The 21980-nt window shown below is 57.8% G+C and carries 19 protein-coding genes; 9 read left to right on the plus strand and 10 right to left on the minus strand.

What is annotated here, in order from left to right; genetic code table 11:
• Positions 1-11: 11 nt before the first annotated feature.
• The 7 genes from hpaH to G6R15_RS12030 all read right to left on the minus strand — a co-directional run bounded on the left by hpaH (position 12) and on the right by G6R15_RS12030 (position 6672).
• Positions 12-812 (minus strand): 2-oxo-hept-4-ene-1,7-dioate hydratase, encoded by an 801-nt coding sequence (gene hpaH, locus G6R15_RS12000; protein WP_164660073.1) that lies wholly within the window; start codon positions 810-812, stop codon positions 12-14.
• Positions 809-1663 carry a fumarylacetoacetate hydrolase family protein gene (locus G6R15_RS12005; RefSeq protein ID WP_164660074.1) on the minus strand — a complete coding sequence of 285 codons (855 nt, stop codon included), beginning with the start codon at positions 1661-1663 and terminating at the stop codon, positions 809-811. Before G6R15_RS12005 ends, hpaH begins: the two co-directional genes overlap by 4 nt.
• On the minus strand, positions 1663-2784 hold the full coding sequence (locus G6R15_RS12010) for an aldehyde dehydrogenase family protein (protein WP_240336743.1): 1122 nt from the start codon (positions 2782-2784) through the stop codon (positions 1663-1665). The genes G6R15_RS12005 and G6R15_RS12010 overlap by 1 nt, the downstream gene beginning before the upstream one ends.
• Positions 2785-2793: 9 nt before the next feature.
• Positions 2794-3777: a 3,4-dihydroxyphenylacetate 2,3-dioxygenase gene (hpaD, locus tag G6R15_RS12015; protein ID WP_164660075.1), complete on the minus strand. Its 984-nt coding sequence runs from the start codon at positions 3775-3777 to the stop codon at positions 2794-2796.
• Between the two features lie 82 nt (positions 3778-3859).
• Positions 3860-4714 carry a 3,4-dihydroxyphenylacetate 2,3-dioxygenase gene (gene hpaD / locus G6R15_RS12020; protein ID WP_164660076.1) on the minus strand — a complete coding sequence of 285 codons (855 nt, stop codon included), beginning with the start codon at positions 4712-4714 and terminating at the stop codon, positions 3860-3862.
• Between the two features lie 44 nt (positions 4715-4758).
• The gene (gene hpaE, locus G6R15_RS12025; RefSeq protein WP_164660077.1) at positions 4759-6270 is read right to left on the minus strand and encodes a 5-carboxymethyl-2-hydroxymuconate semialdehyde dehydrogenase; all 1512 of its coding nucleotides are present in this window, start codon (positions 6268-6270) and stop codon (positions 4759-4761) included.
• Between the two features lie 3 nt (positions 6271-6273).
• A complete protein-coding gene (locus G6R15_RS12030; RefSeq protein WP_164660078.1) occupies positions 6274-6672 on the minus strand; it encodes a 5-carboxymethyl-2-hydroxymuconate Delta-isomerase in 399 nt (132 codons plus the stop codon).
• A 107-nt stretch (positions 6673-6779) separates the two neighbouring features.
• Between G6R15_RS12030 and hpaR the strand changes: the two genes are divergently transcribed.
• A complete protein-coding gene (gene hpaR, locus G6R15_RS12035) occupies positions 6780-7220 on the plus strand; it encodes a homoprotocatechuate degradation operon regulator HpaR (RefSeq protein WP_164660079.1) in 441 nt (146 codons plus the stop codon).
• A gap of 32 nt (positions 7221-7252) precedes the next feature.
• Here hpaR and G6R15_RS12040 read toward each other — a convergent pair whose 3' ends face one another.
• Positions 7253-8605, minus strand: coding sequence for an aminotransferase class III-fold pyridoxal phosphate-dependent enzyme (locus tag G6R15_RS12040; RefSeq protein WP_164660080.1), 1353 nt, complete (start codon positions 8603-8605; stop codon positions 7253-7255).
• Between the two features lie 48 nt (positions 8606-8653).
• On the minus strand, positions 8654-9433 hold the full coding sequence (locus G6R15_RS12045; RefSeq protein WP_164660081.1) for an IclR family transcriptional regulator: 780 nt from the start codon (positions 9431-9433) through the stop codon (positions 8654-8656).
• Positions 9434-9540: 107 nt separating this feature from the next.
• Here G6R15_RS12045 and G6R15_RS12050 point away from each other — a divergent pair, with 107 nt between their 5' ends.
• The 7 genes from G6R15_RS12050 to G6R15_RS12080 are packed head-to-tail and all read left to right on the plus strand — an operon-like array spanning position 9541 to position 17583.
• Complete coding sequence (locus G6R15_RS12050) at positions 9541-10470, plus strand: tripartite tricarboxylate transporter substrate binding protein (RefSeq protein WP_164660082.1); 930 nt, start codon at positions 9541-9543, stop codon at positions 10468-10470.
• A 58-nt stretch (positions 10471-10528) separates the two neighbouring features.
• The gene (locus tag G6R15_RS12055; protein WP_164660083.1) at positions 10529-11065 is read left to right on the plus strand and encodes a tripartite tricarboxylate transporter TctB family protein; all 537 of its coding nucleotides are present in this window, start codon (positions 10529-10531) and stop codon (positions 11063-11065) included.
• 7 nt (positions 11066-11072) lie between these two features.
• Positions 11073-12593, plus strand: coding sequence for a tripartite tricarboxylate transporter permease (locus G6R15_RS12060; protein ID WP_164660084.1), 1521 nt, complete (start codon positions 11073-11075; stop codon positions 12591-12593).
• Between the two features lie 4 nt (positions 12594-12597).
• The gene (locus tag G6R15_RS12065; protein WP_164660085.1) at positions 12598-14082 is read left to right on the plus strand and encodes an aldehyde dehydrogenase family protein; all 1485 of its coding nucleotides are present in this window, start codon (positions 12598-12600) and stop codon (positions 14080-14082) included.
• A gap of 15 nt (positions 14083-14097) precedes the next feature.
• Positions 14098-15393 (plus strand): aspartate aminotransferase family protein, encoded by a 1296-nt coding sequence (locus G6R15_RS12070; RefSeq protein ID WP_164660086.1) that lies wholly within the window; start codon positions 14098-14100, stop codon positions 15391-15393.
• Positions 15390-16343 carry a phosphotransferase enzyme family protein gene (locus G6R15_RS12075; protein WP_164660087.1) on the plus strand — a complete coding sequence of 318 codons (954 nt, stop codon included), beginning with the start codon at positions 15390-15392 and terminating at the stop codon, positions 16341-16343. The genes G6R15_RS12070 and G6R15_RS12075 overlap by 4 nt, the downstream gene beginning before the upstream one ends.
• Before the next feature lies 1 nt (position 16344).
• A complete protein-coding gene (locus G6R15_RS12080; protein ID WP_164660088.1) occupies positions 16345-17583 on the plus strand; it encodes a Tm-1-like ATP-binding domain-containing protein in 1239 nt (412 codons plus the stop codon).
• Between the two features lie 148 nt (positions 17584-17731).
• Here the strand turns inward: G6R15_RS12080 and G6R15_RS12085 are convergent, their stop codons facing one another.
• On the minus strand, positions 17732-18199 hold the full coding sequence (locus G6R15_RS12085; protein ID WP_164660089.1) for an Lrp/AsnC ligand binding domain-containing protein: 468 nt from the start codon (positions 18197-18199) through the stop codon (positions 17732-17734).
• 122 nt (positions 18200-18321) lie between these two features.
• Between G6R15_RS12085 and putA the strand changes: the two genes are divergently transcribed.
• On the plus strand, positions 18322-21795 hold the full coding sequence (gene putA, locus G6R15_RS12090) for a bifunctional proline dehydrogenase/L-glutamate gamma-semialdehyde dehydrogenase PutA (RefSeq protein ID WP_164660090.1): 3474 nt from the start codon (positions 18322-18324) through the stop codon (positions 21793-21795).
• Positions 21796-21980 lie beyond the last annotated feature (185 nt).

Below are 21980 nucleotides of genomic sequence, written 5' to 3' on the forward strand. Positions count from 1 at the left end.
GGGCGGGTCCCTTAGGCAAAGTTGATGTCGACCGATCCGAACGCGCCGAAATCGGCGTGAATTTCGGCGCCCGAAGGGCATTCGACAGGGCGAATGAAACTGCCGGACAGGATCACCTGACCGGGTTCGATGCTTTGACCATATTGCGCCATGCGTCGGGCGAGCCAGGCCACGCTTTCGACCGGATCGTTCAACACGCCAGCACCCAGGCCGGTCTCTTCGACCTCGCCGTTGCGCGAAGTGACCGCGCCGACCCACCGCAGGTCAAAGGCGTCCGTAGTGTGCCGTTCCGACCCCAGTACGATGCCGGCATTGGCGGCATTGTCGCTTATTGTGTCATAGACGGTGCGCGCCTTGCCGGTTTCTGGGTCAGCGCGCTGAATCCGCGTGTCCAGGATCTCGATCGACGGAGCAACATAGTCTGTGGCGGCAATCACATCGTCTCGGGTGACATTCTCGCCGCCAAGCTCTGATTTCATGACAAAAGCAATCTCGGCCTCGATCCGCGGTTGGATGAACCGACCCGCGGGCACAGTCGTGCCAGTGTCAAAACCCATGTCATCGAACAGTATGCCACTGTCCGGGATGTCGATGTTCAAGGCGTATTGCATCGCTTTCGAGGTTAGCCCGATCTTCCAACCGATCACGCGCCGCCCTTGGGCCAGCTTGGCCCGGTAGATGGCGTTCTGCACTTCGTATGCGTCATCCATCCCCATTTCGGGGTGGCGCAAGGTCAGCAAGCCGATTTGTTGGCCGATCCTCTCGGCCTGCAACAGATCAGAGGCGGCACGGGCGTGATCATCTGGTGTCATACTTGTTCATCCTCCACCGTGTTGCGCAGGGTTCCGATGCCATCGACCGAAACCTCGACCACGTCACCGGGGATCAGGTATTTTGGCGGATCAAATCGCGCGCCAGCCCCTGTGGGTGTGCCAGTGACGATGATGTCGCCGGGCTGCATTGTCATGAAGGTCGAGATGTATTCGATCTCGCGTCGGATCGGGAACATCATACGGTTGAGCGTATCGTCTTGCCGCAGTTCGCCGTTCACGTGGGTTTGAATGCGTGCATCATCCAGCTGCGCGGCATCGGTGAAGGGCACCAGCCAGGGGCCGATGGCGCCGGAGTTGTCCCAGTTCTTGCCCTGGGTGACGTTGAATTTGGCGTGGCGGACCCAATCTCGGATCGTCCCCTCATTACAAAGGGTTAGCGCAGCGATATGGTCATAGGCGTAGTCTTGGGAAATTCGACGCCCGCCCTTGCCGATGATGATGGCGACCTCGCCCTCGTAATCCAGCGTGTGGTTCTCTGGCGGGCGGATCAGCGGTCGGTCATGGCCAGTGAACCCGCTGGCAAAACGCGGAAAAAGCGACATGTATTTTGGCTGTGCGCTGCCATCTTTGTATTCCGCATTGCGGTCGGGAAAGTTCACGCCAACGCACAGGATACGGCGCACGTCGGGCATCACCATATCGTAGGTGAACTCGGTGTGGGTGACGGGTTTGCCTTTGGCGGTCCCGGCCAGTTTGTCGAATTCACCCGCCGCGATGACCTCATAGAGGCTCGCGCGCCCCGGAAAGGCATCGTTCAGCGCAACTGCGCCCGCGTCGGTGATTGCTCCAAAGTGGCTTTCGCCATTGGCGGTGTAAGTGGCAAAGCGCATCAGGCCTCCTCGGGGGCATCAATGCCCCCCATGCACGGGTATTTCAGTTCCATAAAGTCATCCAGACCATAGCGCGATCCCTCGCGGCCCAGGCCGGACATCTTGACCCCGCCAAGCGCGTGTGCCTTGCCACCTAGGGTGACGGTCGCACCCTTGGATGCGGCATCGGCAACATGTTTGGCAACCTTGGCCGCGAGTTTCCTGGCAAAAGTGTCATGGACACCGGCCTGTACGTAGATCCGGTTGCCACAGACACAGGTCTGGCTGTTGTTGCGGAACTTGGTGATCGCCGCGCCTTCGACGGCGGCGTCCAGATCAGCGTCATCAAACACGATGAAGGGCGCATTGCCGCCCAGTTCCAACCCCAATTTCTTGATTGTGGGAGCGCATTGAGCGTAGAGCATCGCGCCAATTTCAGTCGAACCGGTAAACGTCAGCTTTTGGACGGTCGGATTGCCGGTCATTTCGGCCCCGATCGCACGGTCGGACCCGGTGATGACCGAGAATAGCCCGGCAGGCAGGCCCGCGCGTTCGCCCAAGGCCGCTAGAGCAATGGCCGAAAATGGCGCCTGGCTTGCTGGCTTCAACACCATGGCGCAGCCTGCGGCAAATGCCGGACCTGCCTTGCGGGTGATCATCGCGTTGGGAAAGTTCCAAGGCGTGATCGCGGCCACGACGCCTATGGATTGCTTGATGGTGATGATCCGCTTGTCTGGCGCATGACCGGGTGTGACATCGCCGTAGGTGCGGCGCGCCTCTTCGGCGAACCATTCGATGAAAGATGCACCATAGGCGATCTCGCCTTTGGCCTCGGCGAGGGGTTTGCCTTGCTCGGCGGTCAGGATGGCACCCAGATCGTCCTGATGCTCCATCATCAGATCAAACCAACGGCACAGAATCCGCGCGCGGTCCTTGGCGGTGCGCTTGGCCCAGGATTTTTGCGCCGTCTGCGCGGCGGCGATAGCGGCGCGGGTTTCATCCGAGCCAAGGTTCGGAACATGGCCGATCACGTCGCCCGTCGCGGGGTTGGTAACCGCTAGGTCAGTTTCATCCGCCTCGATCCACTGACCGCCCACAAGGGCGGCCTGACGCATCAGGGTCGGGTCGTTGAGCTTGATCATATCGGCCCCTTACGGTGCGATGATAGGTGTAGCGGCCAGATCGGGTTCTTTCACCTCGGCGCCCACAAATTCGGTGCCGTGCTCGAACCAGCTGCGCGGCGCGGCAGCACCCCAGAGGGTCTGGCGCTGTGGGTCTTTGAGGTCCCACCTGATCGGCTCCAGATCGGGATCGACGGTTTGATAGTCCGAGCAGTAGATCTCGATCCGGTGACCATCGGGGTCGAGGATGTAAAGGAAGAATGCGTTCGAGATGCCGTGGCGACCGGGGCCGCGTTCAATGTTGTCGACGTAGCCGGTGGTGGACATCAGATCGAGCAGGTCGATGATGTTGAGCGGGGTAGGGACCCAGAACGCCACGTGGTGCATGCGCGGGCCCTTGCCATTGGTGAATGCCATGTCATGCACGCCGCCCTTGCGGTGCATCCATGCCGCCCAAAGGCGCTTGCTTTCTTCGTCTTCGGTGTATTCGGTCACGCGGAACCCGAAGTCGCTGTAGAACGTCACGCTGTCATCGACGTTGCTTGAGAAACAGTTGAAATGGTCGATCCGCAGCGGTTTGACCCCACGATAGAGCGCGTATTTCTGATGGATCGGCTCCAGCCGGTCCATCTTGTGATAGAATTCCAACGGTATGCCCATGTTGTCCGAGGTGAGCAGCGTGCGACCCTGGTAGGGGCGCTCGACCCAGGATGTCGGGCGACCCTTGGACTTAAAGTAAACCTCGGCCTTGTCCAGATCATCTTCGTCGAAGGTCTTGAACCCCATGACCTCGACCGTGCCGGGTTGGTCCGATTTCTGCAGGATCACGCAGTGGTGGCCACGTTCCTCCATCGCGCGAAGATAGACATGGCTGTCGCTTTCGTCTGAAATTTGAAGCCCCAGAATGTCGGTATAAAACTTGCTTGAAGCAGCAAGATCGTTGACGTTCAGGCACACGTGACTCAGGCGGATAGTGTTGAAATCGGGGTAGAGGTTGGGTGCGGGGATGGGCATCAGGGTCTCCTCGGTTTGCGGTCAGCGCCCAGAATTTTTCAAAATTCTGGACCATTTTCTTTGAAAGAAAATGGCGCGGATGTCAGTGGACAGGGAATATCACGTTGGTTTGGCCGGTGCCGGAGCTGGGGAAATACGCAGTTACGACCTCGCATTTCTTGTTATAGCTATCCCAGCCGAGCGCACCGTACAGCATCGCCGTGTCATGCATGGACCCTTCGCCGCAGCACAAGGTGGCATAGTCGCCCAGCATCTTGAGGAAGGTGGCATGATCACCGGCCTTCCACATCTCGAGCACATGCAAGTCCATCTGTCGGTTGAATTCCGAACTGATGGTGAATGTGCCGTTGTTGGCGGCGTAATCCTTGTTGGGCCAGATCTTGTGGCTCAGCGAGCCTGAGGCCACGAGCAACACTTTTTCGTCGCTGGCTTCGATCGCCTCGCGAATGGCTTCGCCCACCACACGGCTTTCGTCGTGACCATGAACCGTGGCCCAAGCAGCGATCGAAACGATCTTCATGTCGTGTTCACGGCTCATGAAGCGCATCGGAACGAGCGTGCCGTATTCCAGTTCCAGACTGTCCAGATGATGACACAGCGTATAGGCACCCTTGTCGGAGGCGACCTTGGCAATCGCATCACCCAGTTCGGGGTTGCCTTGATAGTCGTAGGGCAAGTCTTGGATGAACTGCGGGAACTCGTTCGAGGTGAACAGCCCCTCGAACCGCGTATTGGCGTTAATGTGGAACCCGGCGTTGATCACCCAATGGGTGTCGCAGATCACCACCGTGGTCGCGCCCAATGCCTTGGCGCGCCGTGCGATTTCGCGGTGACCGTCGATGGCGGCCTGACGTTTGCCTTTCACGGGCCCGTCCTGCTCGGACATGAGCATGGTGGGCACGTGAGTCATCTTGGCGGCAAGAACGATTTCTCCCATGGTCTCCTCCTGGAGTTTGAGTGGGTTCGCGCGACGTGATGGGCTCAACTGTTGCCGAGCTGCATGATCTTGTGCTGGCCCATGGCAAAACCGATGTGCTTTTGCTCCATGTAAAACTCGAACGACCAATCACCGCCGTCACGGCCAATGCCGGATGCCTTGACCCCGCCAAAGGGTGTTGGCAGGTGGCGGACGTTTTCAGAGTTCACCCAGATCATCCCGGCTTCCATACGCTCGGTCATGCGAAGGGCGCGGGTCAAATCGTTGGTCCACAGATATCCGGTCAGACCATATTCGGTGTCGTTGGCCGCCTGCAGCGCCTCTTCTTCGGTCGCGAAGGGAATTGAGGTCAGAACGGGGCCAAAGATCTCTTCCCGCGCGATGCGCATATCATTGGTGGCGTTGGTAAAAAGAGTAGGGCGGATGAAATACCCGTCATCGCCAATTTTCACGCCACCAGCGGCTATGGTCGCACCGTCATCTTTGGCGATGTCAAAATAGCTGGTGACTTTGTTGTAGTGCTCTTGGGTTACAAGCGGGCCAATCTCGGTTGCCGGGTCCAATGGATGACCGACTTTGATGTTGTTCACGCGCTCGATCAACCTTGCCTCGAACTCCTCCTTGATGGTGTCCTGCACCAGCAGGCGCGAGGATGACGTGCAGCGTTCGCCGTTGATCGAGTAGATCATAAAAATCACGGCATCCAGCGCGCGGTCCAGGTCGGCATCATCAAACACGACGACCGGGTTTTTGCCGCCCAGTTCCAGATGGTTGCGCTTGTGCGTGTCGGCGCCCTGCTTGACGATCTTGCTGCCGGTGGCGCTCTCACCGACAAAAGCAATGGCCTTGATCTTGGGGTGCTCACAAAGCGCTTTACCTGCATCGGGACCAAAGCCGTTCACAGTGTTCAGCACACCTTTGGGCAGGCCGGCCTCTTCTGCGATTTCCACCAGCAGGCGGGCGGTCAGGGGGCTATCTTCTGCCGGTTTGTGGACAACGGTGCAGCCTGCGGCCAGCGCCGGAGCGATCTTCCAAGTTGAAAGCATGAAAGGTGTGTTCCAAGGGGTAATCACGCCCACAGGGCCCAAGGGCACACGGCTGGTGACATTCATCAGCGTGGGCGATTTCAGGTGCTGTCCATCGCGTGCCTGCACCACCTGATCGGCAAAGAAGCGAAAATTTTCGGCCCCGCGCAGCGCCGCTTTGGACATGAACCGCCATGTCTGGCCGGTGTCCCAGCATTCGCACAGCGCGATTTCCTCGGCGCGTGCCTCGATTGCTTCGGCGACGTTTAGCAGGATGCGCCGACGCTCGGTCGCGGGCATGTCACGCCAGGCCGGAAAGGCATCATGCGCGGCCTGCGTGGCAGTGTCGATGTCGGCAGCCGTGCCATGAGCCACGTCGCAGATCACCGACTTGTCGACGGGCGATGTGGTTTGAAACACGCCTCCCGAACCATCGCGATCCTCGCCCGCGACGCGGTTCTTGATACCCGTTTCCTTGAAGCGTGCCAGATGACCGGCCAGTTTTTCGATGTTGGTTTCCAAGGCGCTCATGGCTCAGCTCTCCTGTTTGGTCGCGGTCAGATGGTCACGGATAGTCCCGGTCTTGGGCGACAGGTCGGGGACGATGTCGCGCATCTCAAGCGAGAGCGCGATGGAATATTGGGCAAAGGCGTGTTCGAGATAGGTCTTTGCCGCCTCAAAAATCCGCTGCGTTGCGTCGCGTTTGACGTCGTCGGAACGGCCCGCGCGCAAGCGGATCGAAATGTCGATGAAACCATGCGCAGGGTTGCCATCGGCAATGGCATAGTGATCGACGCGCGTGGCCCGGACGCGGATGCCAGGCATGGGGAAGGTGTCGATCGCTGCCGCCGTGGCCCGGATGCATTCGCACAGGCCATCCATGTCGACGCGGTCCGCAAGATTGCCGGAATATTCGACGTGGAAATGAGGCATGGTTTCTCCTTCTATTAGTAAATATGTTTAGTAATTTACGCATCACGTGTCAAGTGCTTGCTTTGTTAATCTTTGCAATTTTCCGATCACCGCTCTAGAAGGCAATCATGACGCAAGAAAGCCAAACAAAAAGCACCTCGCGTGCGCTGCCAATTGCACTGTTGCGGGCTCGGGAAACCGTGATGGCCCCCATTCGCGACATGCTGCAAGACATTCATCTGACCGAACAGAAATGGCGCATTCTGCGCGTTCTGCACGAGATGGGTGAGGTCGAGCAGAGCACGATTTCGAAAGAGGCCTGCCTGCTGCTCCCCAGCCTGACGCGTATTTTGCGCACGATGGAGGCGGACGGCCAGATCACGCGGCGTCAGGACACCAACGACAAGCGTCGAACCCAGGTCAAGATCACCGATGTCGGGCGACAGATCCTTGAGGCGAACCTGGGAACATCGCTTGCCATCTACACCACCATCCAAGAGCAGATGGGGCAGGACAAGCTGGACCAACTGCTGGATCTTCTGGAAGAGCTACAAGCGGTCAAAGTCTGACCCCGTTGATGGGCAACGGGGCCGAAGGGCGGTCAAACCGCAGACAACCCGTTGTCGAGCGCTGACAGGATCTTGTTCACATCGTCAGATGTGATGATCAGCGGCGGCGACAGGATGATGTTGTTGCCGGACACGCGGACCATAACGCCATCCTCATAGGCCGCTTTTTGCACCTGCAGCGGCACATGTTTGGCGACGGGCGTTTTGGTGTCACGGTCCGAGACCAGCTCGAGCGCGCACATCAGACCCTCTCCGCCACGAACATCGCCAACGACGTCGTGCTTTTCCTTCAGCCGCTGAAGTCCCGCATACAGCTCGGTCCCGCGAACGGCTGCATTCTCCCACACCCGCAGCCGTTTTATTTCGGCCAGCGCGGCCAGGGCCGCAGCGGCCCCCACAGGATGGCCTGAGTAGGTGTAACCTTGATCAATCGAGGCCTTTCCTGTGGTGTCGCTTTCAAACACCTCGGCCACAGCGCCCGAAATCATCGCTGCACCAAAAGGGAAATAGCCATTGGTGATCGCCTTGGCGGTGGTCATGATGTCAGGCTGCACCCCCCAATGCCGCGCCCCGCTTTCGCTGCCGGTGCGCCCAAAGGCAGTGATGATCTCGTCCGAGATCAACAAGATGCCATGCTTCGAACAAAGCTCGCGCACCATCGGCATGAAGCTTTTGTGCGGCGGGATCACGCCGCCGGCACCCAGAACGGGCTCCATGATAAAGGCTGCGACAGTGTTCGCGCCTTGAAACGCGATCTCGGCTTCAAGTGCTTTGACGCACAGTTGGGCCAGGCGTTCGGGGTCGGTCTCGTCAAACGGATTGCGATAGGTCCAAGGCGAGGGAACGTGGAAACAGCCCGGCATCATTGGTTCATACGCGGCGCGGAACTTTTGATTGCCGTTGACGGATGCGGCGGCAAAATGTGTGCCGTGGTAGCCCTGCTTTAGGCTGATAAACTTGGTGCGCCCTTCTTGCCCGCGTACTTTGTGGTACTGGCGCGCCATTTTCAGCGCGATTTCAACCGAATCTGAACCGCCGGACGTAAAGAATGCGCGCGTCAGCCCATCGGCCTCAAAGAACTGGGCCAGTTCGTACGACAGTTCAATAGCCTTGTCATTCGAGGTGCCCCGAAATGTCGAATAGTAGGGCAGGGCGTTCAACTGGTCGGAAATCGCCTGCTTCACCGGATCGCATGAATACCCAAGGTTCACGTTCCAAAGGCCGCCAACGGCGTCAAGCGCCCGGTGGCCGTCAACGTCGATGATATGGACACCTTCACCACCTGTCAGGATGGTTGGCGGGTTCTTTTGGCTATCAGCGGGGTGCGCCATCGGATGCCAGAAGTGGCGCGCGTTGTTTTCCTTCAGAAAGTTGGAATCTTTCATATCAGGTCTCTCCTCGGGGTTGCGGCGATCGACGGCGCATTGCGTCGGCTATGGGTGAAATGCGGGTGGAAATGAGTCGGGTATTTGGCCGCCAAAGATCGCAGTCAGATCCTTGGCCAGGGTATGCAGAGCGATCAAAATGGCAGGCTTTCGATTGTCCGTGGCGCGATTTTCCGGCATGGCAAAGGCCACCGTTCCGATGGCTACGCGGTCAATGCCAAAGATCGGCGCGGCAAAGCCGTGGACGCCCAGCTCATAACTGCCGTTGCTGTTCGACCAGCCCCGGCGACGGATCGTTTCAATTTGCGCGCGGATCTGATCGGGATCAGTCAGGGTTTCCTTGGTGAAACCCTGCAGTTGGTCGGTGTTCATCTGGCTCTTCAGCGCAGGCGGACCGTAACACAACATGCTCAGGCCGGATGCGGTGGCATTGATGGGCATGACCTCGGTCGGATCAAGGCTGACGCGCACGGTGTGCTTGGTGGTTTCTACCACCAGCGCTGTCTGTAGGATGTCCTTTTCCAGAAACGACAGGTGCAGGCTCTCGCCAACCTCCTGCATGGCGGTTTGCATTCTCAGGCGTGCGGCGTCCAGCCGGGGATTGGCAGCTTCGCGCAGAGCGGCGAGCCGAATGGCGGCGGGGCCAATTGCGTAGAATTTGGTCATTGGATTCTGTTCGATCAAGCCAAAGTCCTCCATCGAACGCAGATGCCGTAAAACGGTTGCCTTGTTCGCTCCTGCCAGGCGCGCCAGCTGACTCAGCCCTATTTCGGGTCGAGAGGCGGAAAAAAAATCCAATAATTTAAGCGCGTTAAGGGCCGTCCCCATGCGAATTCTCTCCTAGGCTCACGTCATACTTGACAGAATGAGGTTAACAACGCAACATTATATTTGTTAACGCGGTTCATTTATTGAACCAACTTTGGGAGGTGTCAATGAAGAAAATTCTCGCAGCTGCGGCTCTTGCAGCATCCGCAACCGCCGCTCTGGCCGAGTATCCTGAAAAGCCGGTGACCTTTGTGGTTCCGTGGCCTCCGGGTGATCTGGAAGACGTGCTGACCCGTATGATCGCGGATGAGTTTCAGTCGATGTACGGTGTACCTGCAGCGGTGGTGAACAAGCCCGGCGGGGGCGGGGGGCCATTCCCTGGCGCAGTCGAAGTCGCCACTGCTCCGGGTGATGGCTATACCATCGGTTCTTTCGTTATCGGTGTTCCGATTATCGGGCCTGAGATCGGAATTCCCGAACTGAATCCCAACCCGTTTGATCCAATCGGGATCTTCCTGACCTATCCGTTCGTGATCGCGTCCAGCAAAAGCGCGCCTTACTCGACCTGGGAAGAGCTGGCTGCGCATGGCAAAGACAACGATCTGGCGCTTGGTCACTTTGGCTCGGTCCTACCGCCTACTCAGGTGACGTTTGCGGCGGCTGTTGGCAGCGGTTTTGACTTTGCCAGCGAAGCGGCCTTTGACGCGTTGGATTGCAACACGCTGGCGTCGGGCGATGTGGATGTGATCAACACCACGCTGCAATTGGTTCTGCCCTGTCTGGATGACGTGAACATCTTGGCCAGCATCGGCGGCGAACGCATCTCGCTGATCCCGGACACGCCGACAGTTGTCGAGATCAATCCCGATTTGCCGCTGGCCCTGTGGAACGGTCTGTTCGTGCACAAGGACACGCCCGCCGATGCGCGCGAAAAGATCAGCGCAGCCGCTCAGAAAGCGCTCTCTTCGGACAAAGCCAAAGCTTTGGCCACCGAAACTGGTGCGCTGGTCTACTGGCAGGATCCGGACGCATCCAACGCTCAAATCGAGCAAGACAAGGCGTCATTCGCCAAAATCGCCGAGATTCTGGGCGAATAATATCTAATGGGGCGCAGGTTATGACCCTACGCCCCGTTTCAAAAAGGGAGCGGACCGGATGATCGCTAAAACACTCCAAGACATGTTCCGACGGTATCGCCGCCCTGGCGACATCGTCTTTGCGGTGGTCTTTCTGGCCTTTGCTCTGTTCCTGCTCAGTCAATTGGGGTCCGAGACCAAGGTGGTGAAACGCACCAAATGGTTTGCCCAACCTGCGCTTTGGCCCACCGTTGCGATCTGGGGCATGGTCATCTTCAGCGCTTTGCACCTGCTTAGCTCTGCTCTGTCGCCTCGCATTCCAGGCCGTTGGAAAGAGGTCGGGTTCTGGCTACTCTCGCTGGAATACGTTGCCTATTTCCTGATCTACGTGGTCGCCGTTCCCTGGCTGGGCTACTTGCCATCGACAATCCTCTTCGTTGTCTTCCTGGCCCTAAGAACCGGGTTTCGCACAGCTAGCGTACTCAGCCTTTCTGTCATCTTTGCGGTTGTCGTGGCTGTGCTGTTTCGCGCGCTGCTGCAAGTAAACATCCCGGCAGGCAAAATTTATGAGCAGTTGCCGGATTCGATCCGCGTCTTTGCCCTGACTTACCTGTGAGGTTTTCATGGACAACCTGATTTCCGGTTTTGCGATCCTGGCGCAATGGCAGGTGGTTGTTGCACTGATCATCGGCTCGGTGGGTGGTGTGATCATCGGCGCTTTGCCCGGTGTGGGCGCGGCTGTGGCCATTGCCATCCTGTTGCCCGCGACCTTTTCTTTTGAACCTATCGTAGGATTAACGCTGCTTTTGGGTATCTACGGCTCTTCGATGTATGGCGGGGCGATTCCGGCCATTCTGATCAACACCCCCGGCACCGCGGTCAACGCGCTGACAACCTATGACGGTTATCCGATGACCAAGCGGGGCGAGGGGCACCGGGCCTTGTCGCTGGCCTATTCGGCGTCCTTCTTTGGTGGCATCTTTTCAATCCTCTGCCTGATCATCCTGTCGCCTGTGCTGGCGTGGGTCGCGCCGCATTTCGGCAGCCGTGAGATTTTCCTGGCGGCCTTAATGGGCATCCTGTTGGTCGTCCTGGCGCATCGCGGACAGACGTTTTCGGCAGCAATGCTTGCGAGCTTTGGCATGTTCCTGAACACCGTGGGGCTGGAACCGGTCAAATACACCAAACGCTTTACCTTTGATCAAAGTTGGCTGTCGTCCGGCATCAACTTGATCGTGGTGGTTCTGGGTCTGTTTGCGATCAGTCAAGCGCTTTTGCTGCTCGTTGATCGAGACCATGCACCGGGCGAGGCGCATGTAAAGGGCAACATCTTTGCGGGTCTCAAGGAACTGCTTGGATTGAAACGCATCGCCACGGTGTCGTCGTCCTTGGGCGTATTGATGGGCATGGTGCCGGGCACGGGTGAGTTCACCTCGCAATTCCTATCCTACACCTATGCGCAGAAGACGTCGAAAGATCCAGACAAGTTCGGCGATGGCTCACCGGAGGGATTGGTCGCGTCCGAGGCCGCCAACAACGCCGTACCGGGTGCTGCAATGATCCCGCTCTTGGCGCTTGGCATTCCGGGCGAAGCCCTGACTGCGATGATGCTGTCGGTGTTCTATGTGCACAACGTGATCCCCGGCCCGCAGCTCTTTGCTGATCAGATGGACTTCGTCTTGGCGCTTTACATGGCGCTGATCCTGTTGAACGTGATCGTGCTAGTGTTCTTGCTGTTTTCGACCAATCTGTTGCTCAAGATCATCCAGATCCCGACGCGGTTTCTGGGCGTTATGATTCTGACGCTGTCGTTTGTCGGCGTGTTCAGCCTGCGCAACTCGGTCACAGATTGTGCCATCGCAGCGGGCTTCGGGGTTTTCGGCCTAATCCTGAAACGCCTGAACCTGCCAATTGTGCCGATCATTCTAGGAATGGTTCTGGGCGGGATCATGGAGGTTAAGCTGCGCAGCGCCATGGCGCGGGTCAAATCCCCGCTTGATTTCATCGACAGGCCAATTGCCGCGATCCTGTTTGTGATGATCCTGCTGATCATAGCGCTGCATATCCGCACGCTGGTGCAGGAACATCGCGACCGCCTGAAACCACAGCCCACGGGCGACGAAGACACGACACAACAAGGATAATCCGATGGATCAACCTTCGATCGACGCATTGCGGGCGCAGGCCGTTACCCCGCGCGATCACTTCATAAACGGCGCGTTTTGTTCCGGCGAAACGGGCGCGCAAATAGAGGTTCTATCGCCCATTAACGGCCAACCGCTGACCCGGATTGCAGACGGCAGTGCCGCAGATGTTGATGCAGCCGTTCGTGCAGCACGGATGGCTTTTGACGATGGCCGCTGGTCTCGCATCGCACCTGCCGGGCGTAAAAAAGTTCTGCTCAAGCTTGCCGATCTGATCGACAGCCGCGCGCTGGAGCTGGCCGTTCTGGGCGTGCGCGACAATGGGACCGAGATCAACATGGCGCTGAAGGCCGAAGCATATTCGGCGGCGGCAACGTTCCGCTACTACGCCGAGGCTATCGACAAGCTGTATGGTCAGGTGGCCCCCACGGGCAAGGACGTTCTGGGGCTGATCCACCACGCGCCGGTGGGCGTAGTAGGTGTCATCGTGCCGTGGAATTTCCCGCTGATGATCGGCAGTTGGAAAATCGCCCCGGCACTCGCCATGGGCAACTCAGTGGTGTTGAAGCCGTCCGAAACGGCCTCTCTCAGTCTGTTGAAGATAGCCGAATTGGCGGCTGAAGCAGGTGTGCCAGATGGGGTATTCAACGTTGTCACCGGACGCGGCGCTGTCGTCGGTGAGGCACTGGCATTGTCGATGGACGTGGACATCATGGTGTTCACCGGATCTGGGGCGACCGGGCGACGGTTGCTAGAATATTCCGCCCGATCAAACCTGAAACGCTGCTATCTGGAACTGGGCGGCAAATCCGCCAACATCGTCTTTGGTGATGCGCCCGATCTGTCCGAGGCTGCCAAAGTTTCCGCTGCGGGGGTCTTCCGCAACTCGGGTCAGGTTTGCGTCGCGGGCTCACGGCTGCTGGTGCAAGAGGAGATTTACGAGGATTTCGTGGCCGAAATCACGCGCCACGCACGGGCCTTTCGTGTAGGTGACCCGCTGGATTTGAACAGCCAGATTGGCGCAGTTCACAGCCTACCCGAGTTGGAAGCGAACCTGAACTTTGTCACGACGGCCGAGGCAGAAGGCGCTGAACGGCGCACAGGGGGGGACCGCATCCTGACTGACACGGGCGGCTACTACATGGCGCCCACGGTGATGGCCGGGGTCAAGGAAACTGACACGCTGTTTCAAAACGAGGTCTTTGGTCCGGTTCTTGCCGTGACACCCTTCAAGGATGAGGCGGAGGCGATCCGACTGGCCAATGCGACCGTATATGGTTTGGCAGGGGGGGTCTGGACATCGAACCTTGGTCGCGCACATCGCATGATCGCGGGCATACGTACCGGCGTTGTGCACGTGAACACCTATGGCGGCGCGGACATGACGGTTCCGCTGGGGGGAGTAGGGCAATCCGGGAACGGGCACGACAAGTCCCTGCATGCGCTGGAAAAATACACCGACCTCAAGACCGCATGGATCAAGCTTTGATCAAGGGATGACCGCATGACTCTGCCTGCAAAATCTGCCGCGTTGATCGAAGGTCGGGCCCGTCTGTTGGGGCCTAATGTTTCGACCTTTTATGACGAGCCGTTGCATGTGGTGCGCGGCGAGGGCGTCTGGCTGTGGGATGCGGACGGGCGCAAGTATCTGGATTGTTACAACAATGTGCCGCATGTGGGTCATTGTAACCCGCGCGTGGTCGAGGCGATCTGCCAACAGGCAGCGACGCTGAACACCCACACGCGGTATCTGCACGACGGTATTCTGGAGTATGTTGAAAAGCTAACCGGCACGATGGACGCAACTCTGGACACCGCGATTCTGACATGTACCGGATCCGAAGCTAACGATATTGCTTTGCGCATGGCCGAGGGGATGACTGGCAAGCGGGGCATCATTGCCACTGACGCGACCTATCACGGAAACACGTCGCTGGTCAGTCAGTTAAGCTGCTCCAACGTGCCGACAGTGGGCTTTGGGCTGGAGCAGTTCCTTCGCTTTGTTCAGGCCCCCGACAGCTATCGCAACCCGGACCCGGACGGAGCCAAGTTCGCCGAGGCTATCGCGGAACAGATCCACGCGCATGAGGCATCTGGCGTTGGCTTTGCCGCGTTGATCGTCTGCCCCTATTTTCTGAACGAGGGGTTCCCGGATCACCCAGATGGATGGCTCAAACCTGCAGCCGAGGTCGTGCGCAAGGCAGGTGGGCTGTTGATCTGTGACGAGGTTCAATCGGGCTTTGGCCGTACAGGAACCCATCTGTGGGGACATCAGAAAATGGGTGTGGTGCCCGACGTCATGACTCTGGGCAAGCCTATGGGCAACGGCCACCCGGTTGGCGGCGTTGTGACCCGGTCAGACATCCTGAATAAATTTCGCGAGGGGTATCGCTACTTCAACACCTTTGGTGGCAATCCGGTGTCCTGCGCAGCGGCAATGGCGGTGTTGGAAGAGATTGAAGACAAGAACCTGCTGGCCCATGCAAAGACAGTTGGAGACCACGCACGGCGTAGGCTTGGCGCATTGGCGCAAAAGCACGAAGCGATTGGCGATGTCCGAGGCTCGGGTTTGATTTTCGGTGCCGAAATGGTGACGGACCGGGATACTAGGGAACCGGCCAGCGACTTCACCGACCGGGTGATCAACGCACTCAGGCGCCGGGGCATTATCTTATCGAAACTTGGGCGGCACAAAAATGCACTTAAAATCCGCCCTCCGATGCCGTTTTCGATCGAAAACGCAGACCTGTTAATCGACACGCTGGACGACGTTCTGGCCGAAATACCGCTACACCGATGAGCGAAGTGGTCCAACAGGCCTTAGGGCTTTGGGGGTTTGAGGACGCGCAAGTGACATTGATCGCTACGCGCGAGAACCACGTCTACCGTGTGGATTTTGGAGCTGAATCGTACGCTTTGCGCCTCCATCGTCAAGGCCTGCATTCGGACGCGGCCCTGCACTCGGAATTGCGCTGGCTTGCCGCCATCGGCAAAGGTGGCGTCGGTGTACCAACGCCAATTGCCGCCAAGGATGGGCGGTATTTGCAGATTGTCGAAGGGGCACAGGTGGACGTTTTGACCTGGTTGCCAGGTCGGCCCCTTGGGGCGACAGGTGCGAGCATTGATCACCCTGACCGTGCTGGCGCGTTTCGCGCCATCGGGCGCGAGATGGTCCGGCTGCACCGCATCAGTGACGCCTGGACACCTCCGGCCGACTTTACGCGTTGGTCTTGGAATCGGGATGGACTTTTGGGGAGAACCCCGTTGTGGGACAGGTTCTGGGAGAACCCCACGTTGAACCGCAAAGACCGCCAATTGTTCGACAGATTTCGAGAAGCTGCATGTCGTGACCTCGAACTGTTGCAGCCCGAACTGGATTATGGCCTGATCCATGCCGATCTGGTTCGTGAAAATGTGATGGTCGACGGTGCACAGGTTCGGTTCATCGACTTTGACGACGCCGGTTTTGGCTTTCGGCTGTTTGACGTAGCTACCACGTTGATCAAGAATCTGGACGAGCCGGACTACCGCGACCTCAAGTCTGCGCTGCTGTCAGGGTATCGCGCAGAACGTCCGATCGACACCAAACCTCTTGATCTGTTCATGGCGCTGCGGGCAGCCACATATGTGGGTTGGATTTCTTCGCGTCTGGACGAAGATGGTGGGCACGCCCGCAACATCAGATTTATCGAAACGGCCAAGACCGTGCTGACCTACTATCTGGATCGGTCAACCCAAGACGGAGGATAAGATGACACCCAAGACAATCTTGCTGATCGGCACCTACGACACCAAGGACCCCGAAATGCGGTTCATCGAACAGGCCGTGCGCGAGCAAGGAGCACAAGTCCTGACCATGGATGTCTCGGTTCTGGGCGACCCGCAAACGCCAACGGACATTTCGAAACATGATGTGGCCGCGGCTGGGGGCATGACGATAGAAGACGTCATCGCTCTTGGCGACGAAAACAAAGCTTTTCGCATTATGTCAGCTGGCGCGGCCAAGGTTGTGGCGCAAGCCCATGCCGACGGGCGGTTCGACGGGATGCTGGCCACGGGTGGCACCATGGGCACCGACCTGGCGTTGGATTGTGCGCAAGCTCTGCCAATGGGCGTGCCGAAATACATTGTCTCGACCGTCAGCTTCTCGCCTTTGATCCCGCCGCATCGCCTGGCTCCCGATATTCAGATGATCCTGTGGGCTGGTGGGCTTTATGGTATGAATTCGATCTGCAAGTCCTCTCTTAACCAAGCTGCCGGGGCAGTGGTGGGGGCAACCAAAGCGGCGACCCTACCGGATCGCAGCAAGCCCTTGATCGGCATGACCAGCCTCGGGACGTCCTGTTTGCGATACATGAAGACCCTGAAACCAGCACTGGAGGAACGCGGTTTCGAAGTGGCGGTTTTCCATTCTACCGGCATGGGTGGAATGGCATTCGAAAAATTGGCGGCTGAAGGAGCTTTTGCCTGCGTCATGGATTTCTGCATGCAAGAGTTTGGCAACCTGATGGCCGGTTCGGTCGTCTCTAGCGGGCAGGACCGGGTGACAAATGCCGGCAAATCCGGGACACCGCAGATGGTGGCACCTGGAGCGTTGGACCTGCTGGACTTTGCGGGTTGGCAAAGTATCCCCGAAGCCTACGCTGATCGACCGTTCCACGAACACAACCGCCTGATCAAAAGCTCGGTCTTCAACGGTAATGAACGTCGCGCGTGGATCCGCGAATTGGCCAACAGACTTGAGGCGGCAAAGGGCCCAGTTCATTTCTTCTTGCCTGTTCAGGGCGTCGAAGCCTGGGACAAAGAAGGGGAGGAGGCCCACGCGCCCGAAGCCCTGGCCGACATGATTGACGAGGCCCGCAAGGTGATACCTGGTCGTATCCCAATGACCGAGCTTGATGCCCATATCAACGATGCTGCCTTTTGCAAGGCTGTGCTGGAGTTGTTTGACACTTGGGTGAAAGACGGAACAGTCAAGCGCGGCAGCTGACGACACGCTGGGCGCTGTCCAGCCAGATGAACGGCTTGGCAGAATGTCTTTCTTGGTCAAACATCGAACTTTGGAACACAGGGCGCGCGAAGACGTCTGCACGATGCACCTGGATCATTGTGGCGGTCTCCCAAAAGTTAGGTCCCGTTTAGAACGCTTCATCTTTGACCGACTGCATGGAAACATGAGTTGAGGTGTTTCCAACATATGGCAATGTAGAGACTACACTGCCCAGAATTTCACGATAGCTGTGCATGTCGTAAGTGCGAAGCTTAAGCAAATAGTCGAACGCCCCTGCGATCATGTGGCATTGCTCAATCTCAGGAACGGATTGAACAGCGGCGTTGAACTTTTCAAGCGCGGGCTCAGTTGTATCCGTGAGTTTGACTTCAACGAATACGACCTGTTCCAGGCCGAGTTTTCTAGGGTTCAATATAGCTTTGAACCCTTGGATGTAGCCGTCAGCTATCAATCGTTTCATCCGCACTTGGCATGGGGTTTTAGACAACCCGACGCGCGAAGCGATCTCAGTGACAGGGAGGCGGCCCTCGCGGCTTAGGACCTTTACGATTTCCAGATCGTATTGGTCTAAATGACCATCATTTCTTATTTTCACGGCCTTTCCCGTCTGTAAAGTCGTCTAATTTAAGTCGTATAATCCTTCATTTTTGAAATGTAAGTCAATCAGACTTATATTTTTGATGTAGCGTCGCATGAAACGATTCCAGAGGAACTAGAATGGCAAGCTTGGTCGAAATCCGTTCAACACTGCGCCGCAATCATCTGCGCAACGAAGATGACGTTCTAACTGATCTAACCGAAGCGTACCCCCATTCGGCCGCGGAACGCGCAGTTGTCCGCAACTCTGCAACGGATCTGGTGAAAGCGATCCGGGCGGACGGTAACCCCGGTCTGATGGAGGTGTTTCTGGCAGAATACGGCCTGTCGACCAACGAGGGTGTCGCTCTCATGTGTCTGGCAGAGGCGCTGTTGCGCGTGCCGGACGCAGAAACCATTGATGCTTTGATCGAAGACAAGATCGCGCCGTCGGCGTGGGGGCAGCATCTGGGGCAATCTTCATCGTCACTGGTCAATGCGTCGACTTGGGCGCTGATGCTGACCGGCAAGGTGTTGCAGGATGGAAACGGATTGGTCGCGACCCTCAAAGGGGCGGTCAAGCGTTTGGGTGAGCCAGTCATCCGGGCCGCGGTCGGTCGCGCGATGAAAGAAATGGGTGCGCAGTTCGTTCTGGGTCAGACTATCGAAGAAGCCGTGAAACGCGGCAAGCAGAAGGAAAATGAAGGGTACACATATTCCTACGACATGCTGGGCGAAGCAGCTTTGACTGCTTCGGATGCTCAGGCTTTTCTGACGGCGTACACTGATGCGATCGCCAATTTGGCCGCCGAATGCAGGTCGAATGATATACGCGAAAACCCGGGCATTTCGATCAAGTTATCTGCTCTGCATCCGCGCTATGAAGTGGGTCAGAAAGATCGTGTGATGCAGGAATTGGTCCCGGTAACTTTGCAACTGGCACAGCAGGCCAAGATCGCTGGAATGGGACTGAATATCGACGCTGAGGAAGCGGATAGGCTGGAACTGTCAATGGATGTCATCGAAGCCGTCCTGCGTGACCCGTCGCTGGCCGGTTGGGACGGGTTCGGCGTTGTCGTGCAGGCGTATGGCAAGCGCGCTCCGCAGGTCATTGATTGGCTTCACACTCTGGCCGACGAGCTGGATCGCAAGATCATGGTACGGCTGGTAAAAGGCGCCTATTGGGACACCGAGGTCAAGCGCGCCCAAGTCGAGGGATTGCCTGGGTTCCCCGTCTATACCCGTAAGGTGGCGACTGACATCTCTTACATCTGTTGTGCCCGCAAACTTTTGGGTATGACCGACCGGATCTATCCCCAGTTCGCCACACACAATGCCCATACCGTCGCCGCCATTTTGGAAACGGCCAAGGACAAGAGTGTATTTGAATTCCAGCGCCTGCACGGTATGGGTGACAGCCTTCATGATCTTGTTCTGAAACAACATGGCACGCGCTGTCGCATCTATGCGCCGGTTGGCGCGCATCGGGATCTGCTTGCCTATCTTGTTCGACGACTGCTTGAAAACGGCGCGAACTCGTCTTTCGTCAACCAGATCGTGGATAAGAACGTCTCGGCCGAGACCGTAGCCGCCGACCCTTTTGAGGCTTATGGCACAGGGGGGCTGAACGCTGCCGTTCGCATGCCCGTCGACCTTTATGGCGACGAGCGTCCGAATTCCCGAGGCTGGGATTTGCATGACGTTGATGATCTTGCAGAGGTAGAAGCCGCCCGAAAACCGTTTCAGTCTCATGTTTGGAAAGTTGGCCCCCTCATCGACGGCCCAGTAACTGGGGATGAGGAACGTCTCGTTGTCAGCCCTTCCAATCATGACGACAAAGTTGGCACCGTTTTGCAATCTGGCCCGGCAGATGTCGACACGGCCTTAGACAGCGCACAGCCATGGGTTGCGGATGCTAAAGCCCGAGCCGACGTCCTGAACCGCGCAGCGGACCTTTATGAGGCCAATTTCGGCGAACTTTTTGCGGCGCTGACACGCGAGGCGGGCAAAACTTCGCTGGATGCGATTTCTGAGTTGCGCGAAGCCGTTGATTTCTTGCGTTTCTACGCTGCACGGGGGCTTGAGCTTAAAAACCCGGCTCGCGGTGTCATTGCTTGTATTTCTCCGTGGAACTTCCCTCTGGCCATTTTTACAGGTCAGATCGCTGCAGCACTTGCGGCCGGGAACGCGGTGATTGCCAAACCGGCCGACCCGACGTCGATTGTCGCCTCTGTTGGTGTGCGCCTGATGCACAAAGCGGGCGTGCCGACCAGTGTTCTGCAATTGTTGCCAGGACGCGGTTCGGTCGTTGGAGCACGCATCACGGCGGATCCGCGTATCAAAGGCGTCTGCTTTACCGGCTCCACCCATACTGCGCAGACAATCAACCGCACCATGGTTGAGCAGATCGCACCGGGGGCGCCACTGATTGCTGAAACGGGTGGCCTAAATGCCATGATTGTGGACTCCACTGCCCTGCCTGAGCAGGCGATCAAAGACATAGTGGCTTCGGCTTTTCAGTCGGCAGGTCAGCGCTGTTCGGCCCTGCGTCTTTTGTATGTGCAAGAAGATGTCGCCGAACCGTTCCTGAACATGCTTTATGGCGCGATGGATGAATTGGTTGTGGGCGATCCCTGGCTGATGAGCACTGATGTCGGTCCGGTCATCAACGAAGGCGCGCGTGCCGAAATCACCGAGTACATCGAAACCGCCCGCGCCAAAAGCCGCGTGTTGAAAGAGCTGCATTCTGTTTCGCGCGGCACTTTTGTTTCGCCAACAGTGCTTGAAGTTAGTGGCATCGCGGATCTGGAAAAAGAAGTGTTTGGACCGGTCATGCATGTCGCGACCTACAAAGCCTCGGACCTGGACGCAGTGGTGGCAGACATCAATGCCACCGGATTTGGCCTGACCTTCGGGATGCATTCACGCATCGATGACCGGATTGAGCAGGTCACCTCACAGTTGAATGTCGGGAACATGTATATCAACCGCAATCAGATCGGCGCGATTGTTGGCTCACAACCATTTGGCGGCGAAGGCCTGTCCGGCACGGGCCCAAAGGCTGGTGGACCATCATATGTGAAACGGTTTGCGTTGCCGGATGCCCGACATATCTTAGCGGCCGCAGGACAGCCTGTTGAAACCAGCGACGTGCAAAGGGTGATTGATGTGACCGAACGGCCTGCGCGCCGACCGCTTCGTCAAATCTCTCTTCCGGGCCCCACCGGCGAATCCAATGTCCTTTCGGTTTTCGGTCGAGGTGTATTCTTGTGCCTTGGACCGACAGAGGACGCGGCGCGGCAGCAAGCGCAGATCGCGCGAGCGCATGGGTGTAAGGCCGTCTTGATTGCCCCAGGCGCCGCCGGAGACGACTGTATCGATGGATCGCTGGAACCACATCAGTTAAGGGAACTGACGGGGTTCGAGGCCGTGGTATCGTGGGCGCCAGAGGAAGAGCAAAAAGCGTTTCGAAAGTCCCTGGCTGATCGCAAGGGCGCTTTGATCCCTCTGGTTGTCGATGAAGATTTTGGAGAACGGTGCCTGCTGGAGCGTCATGTGTGTGTCGACACGACAGCGGCTGGCGGTAACGCGTCACTTCTTGCCCAGGCGAGTTGACGTCGGTCAGTAGGTGTCGCGGTTTTGGCTGGGGTCAAGCCTTTTGTAGGTTTTCGGTATCAGATCAAAACCCCCGCGCGTATTGCGGGGGTAGATCAGGTAAATATTCCGGTGTGGTCTGCCTTCGTGGGTCAGCCCAAAGCCCTCCGTTTCACGCGGGCAAGGAACTTCTCTGCGCATCGGAC

Source organism: Tropicibacter sp. Alg240-R139 (genome assembly GCF_900537075.1).
Classification (GTDB): Bacteria; Pseudomonadota; Alphaproteobacteria; order Rhodobacterales; family Rhodobacteraceae; genus Falsiruegeria.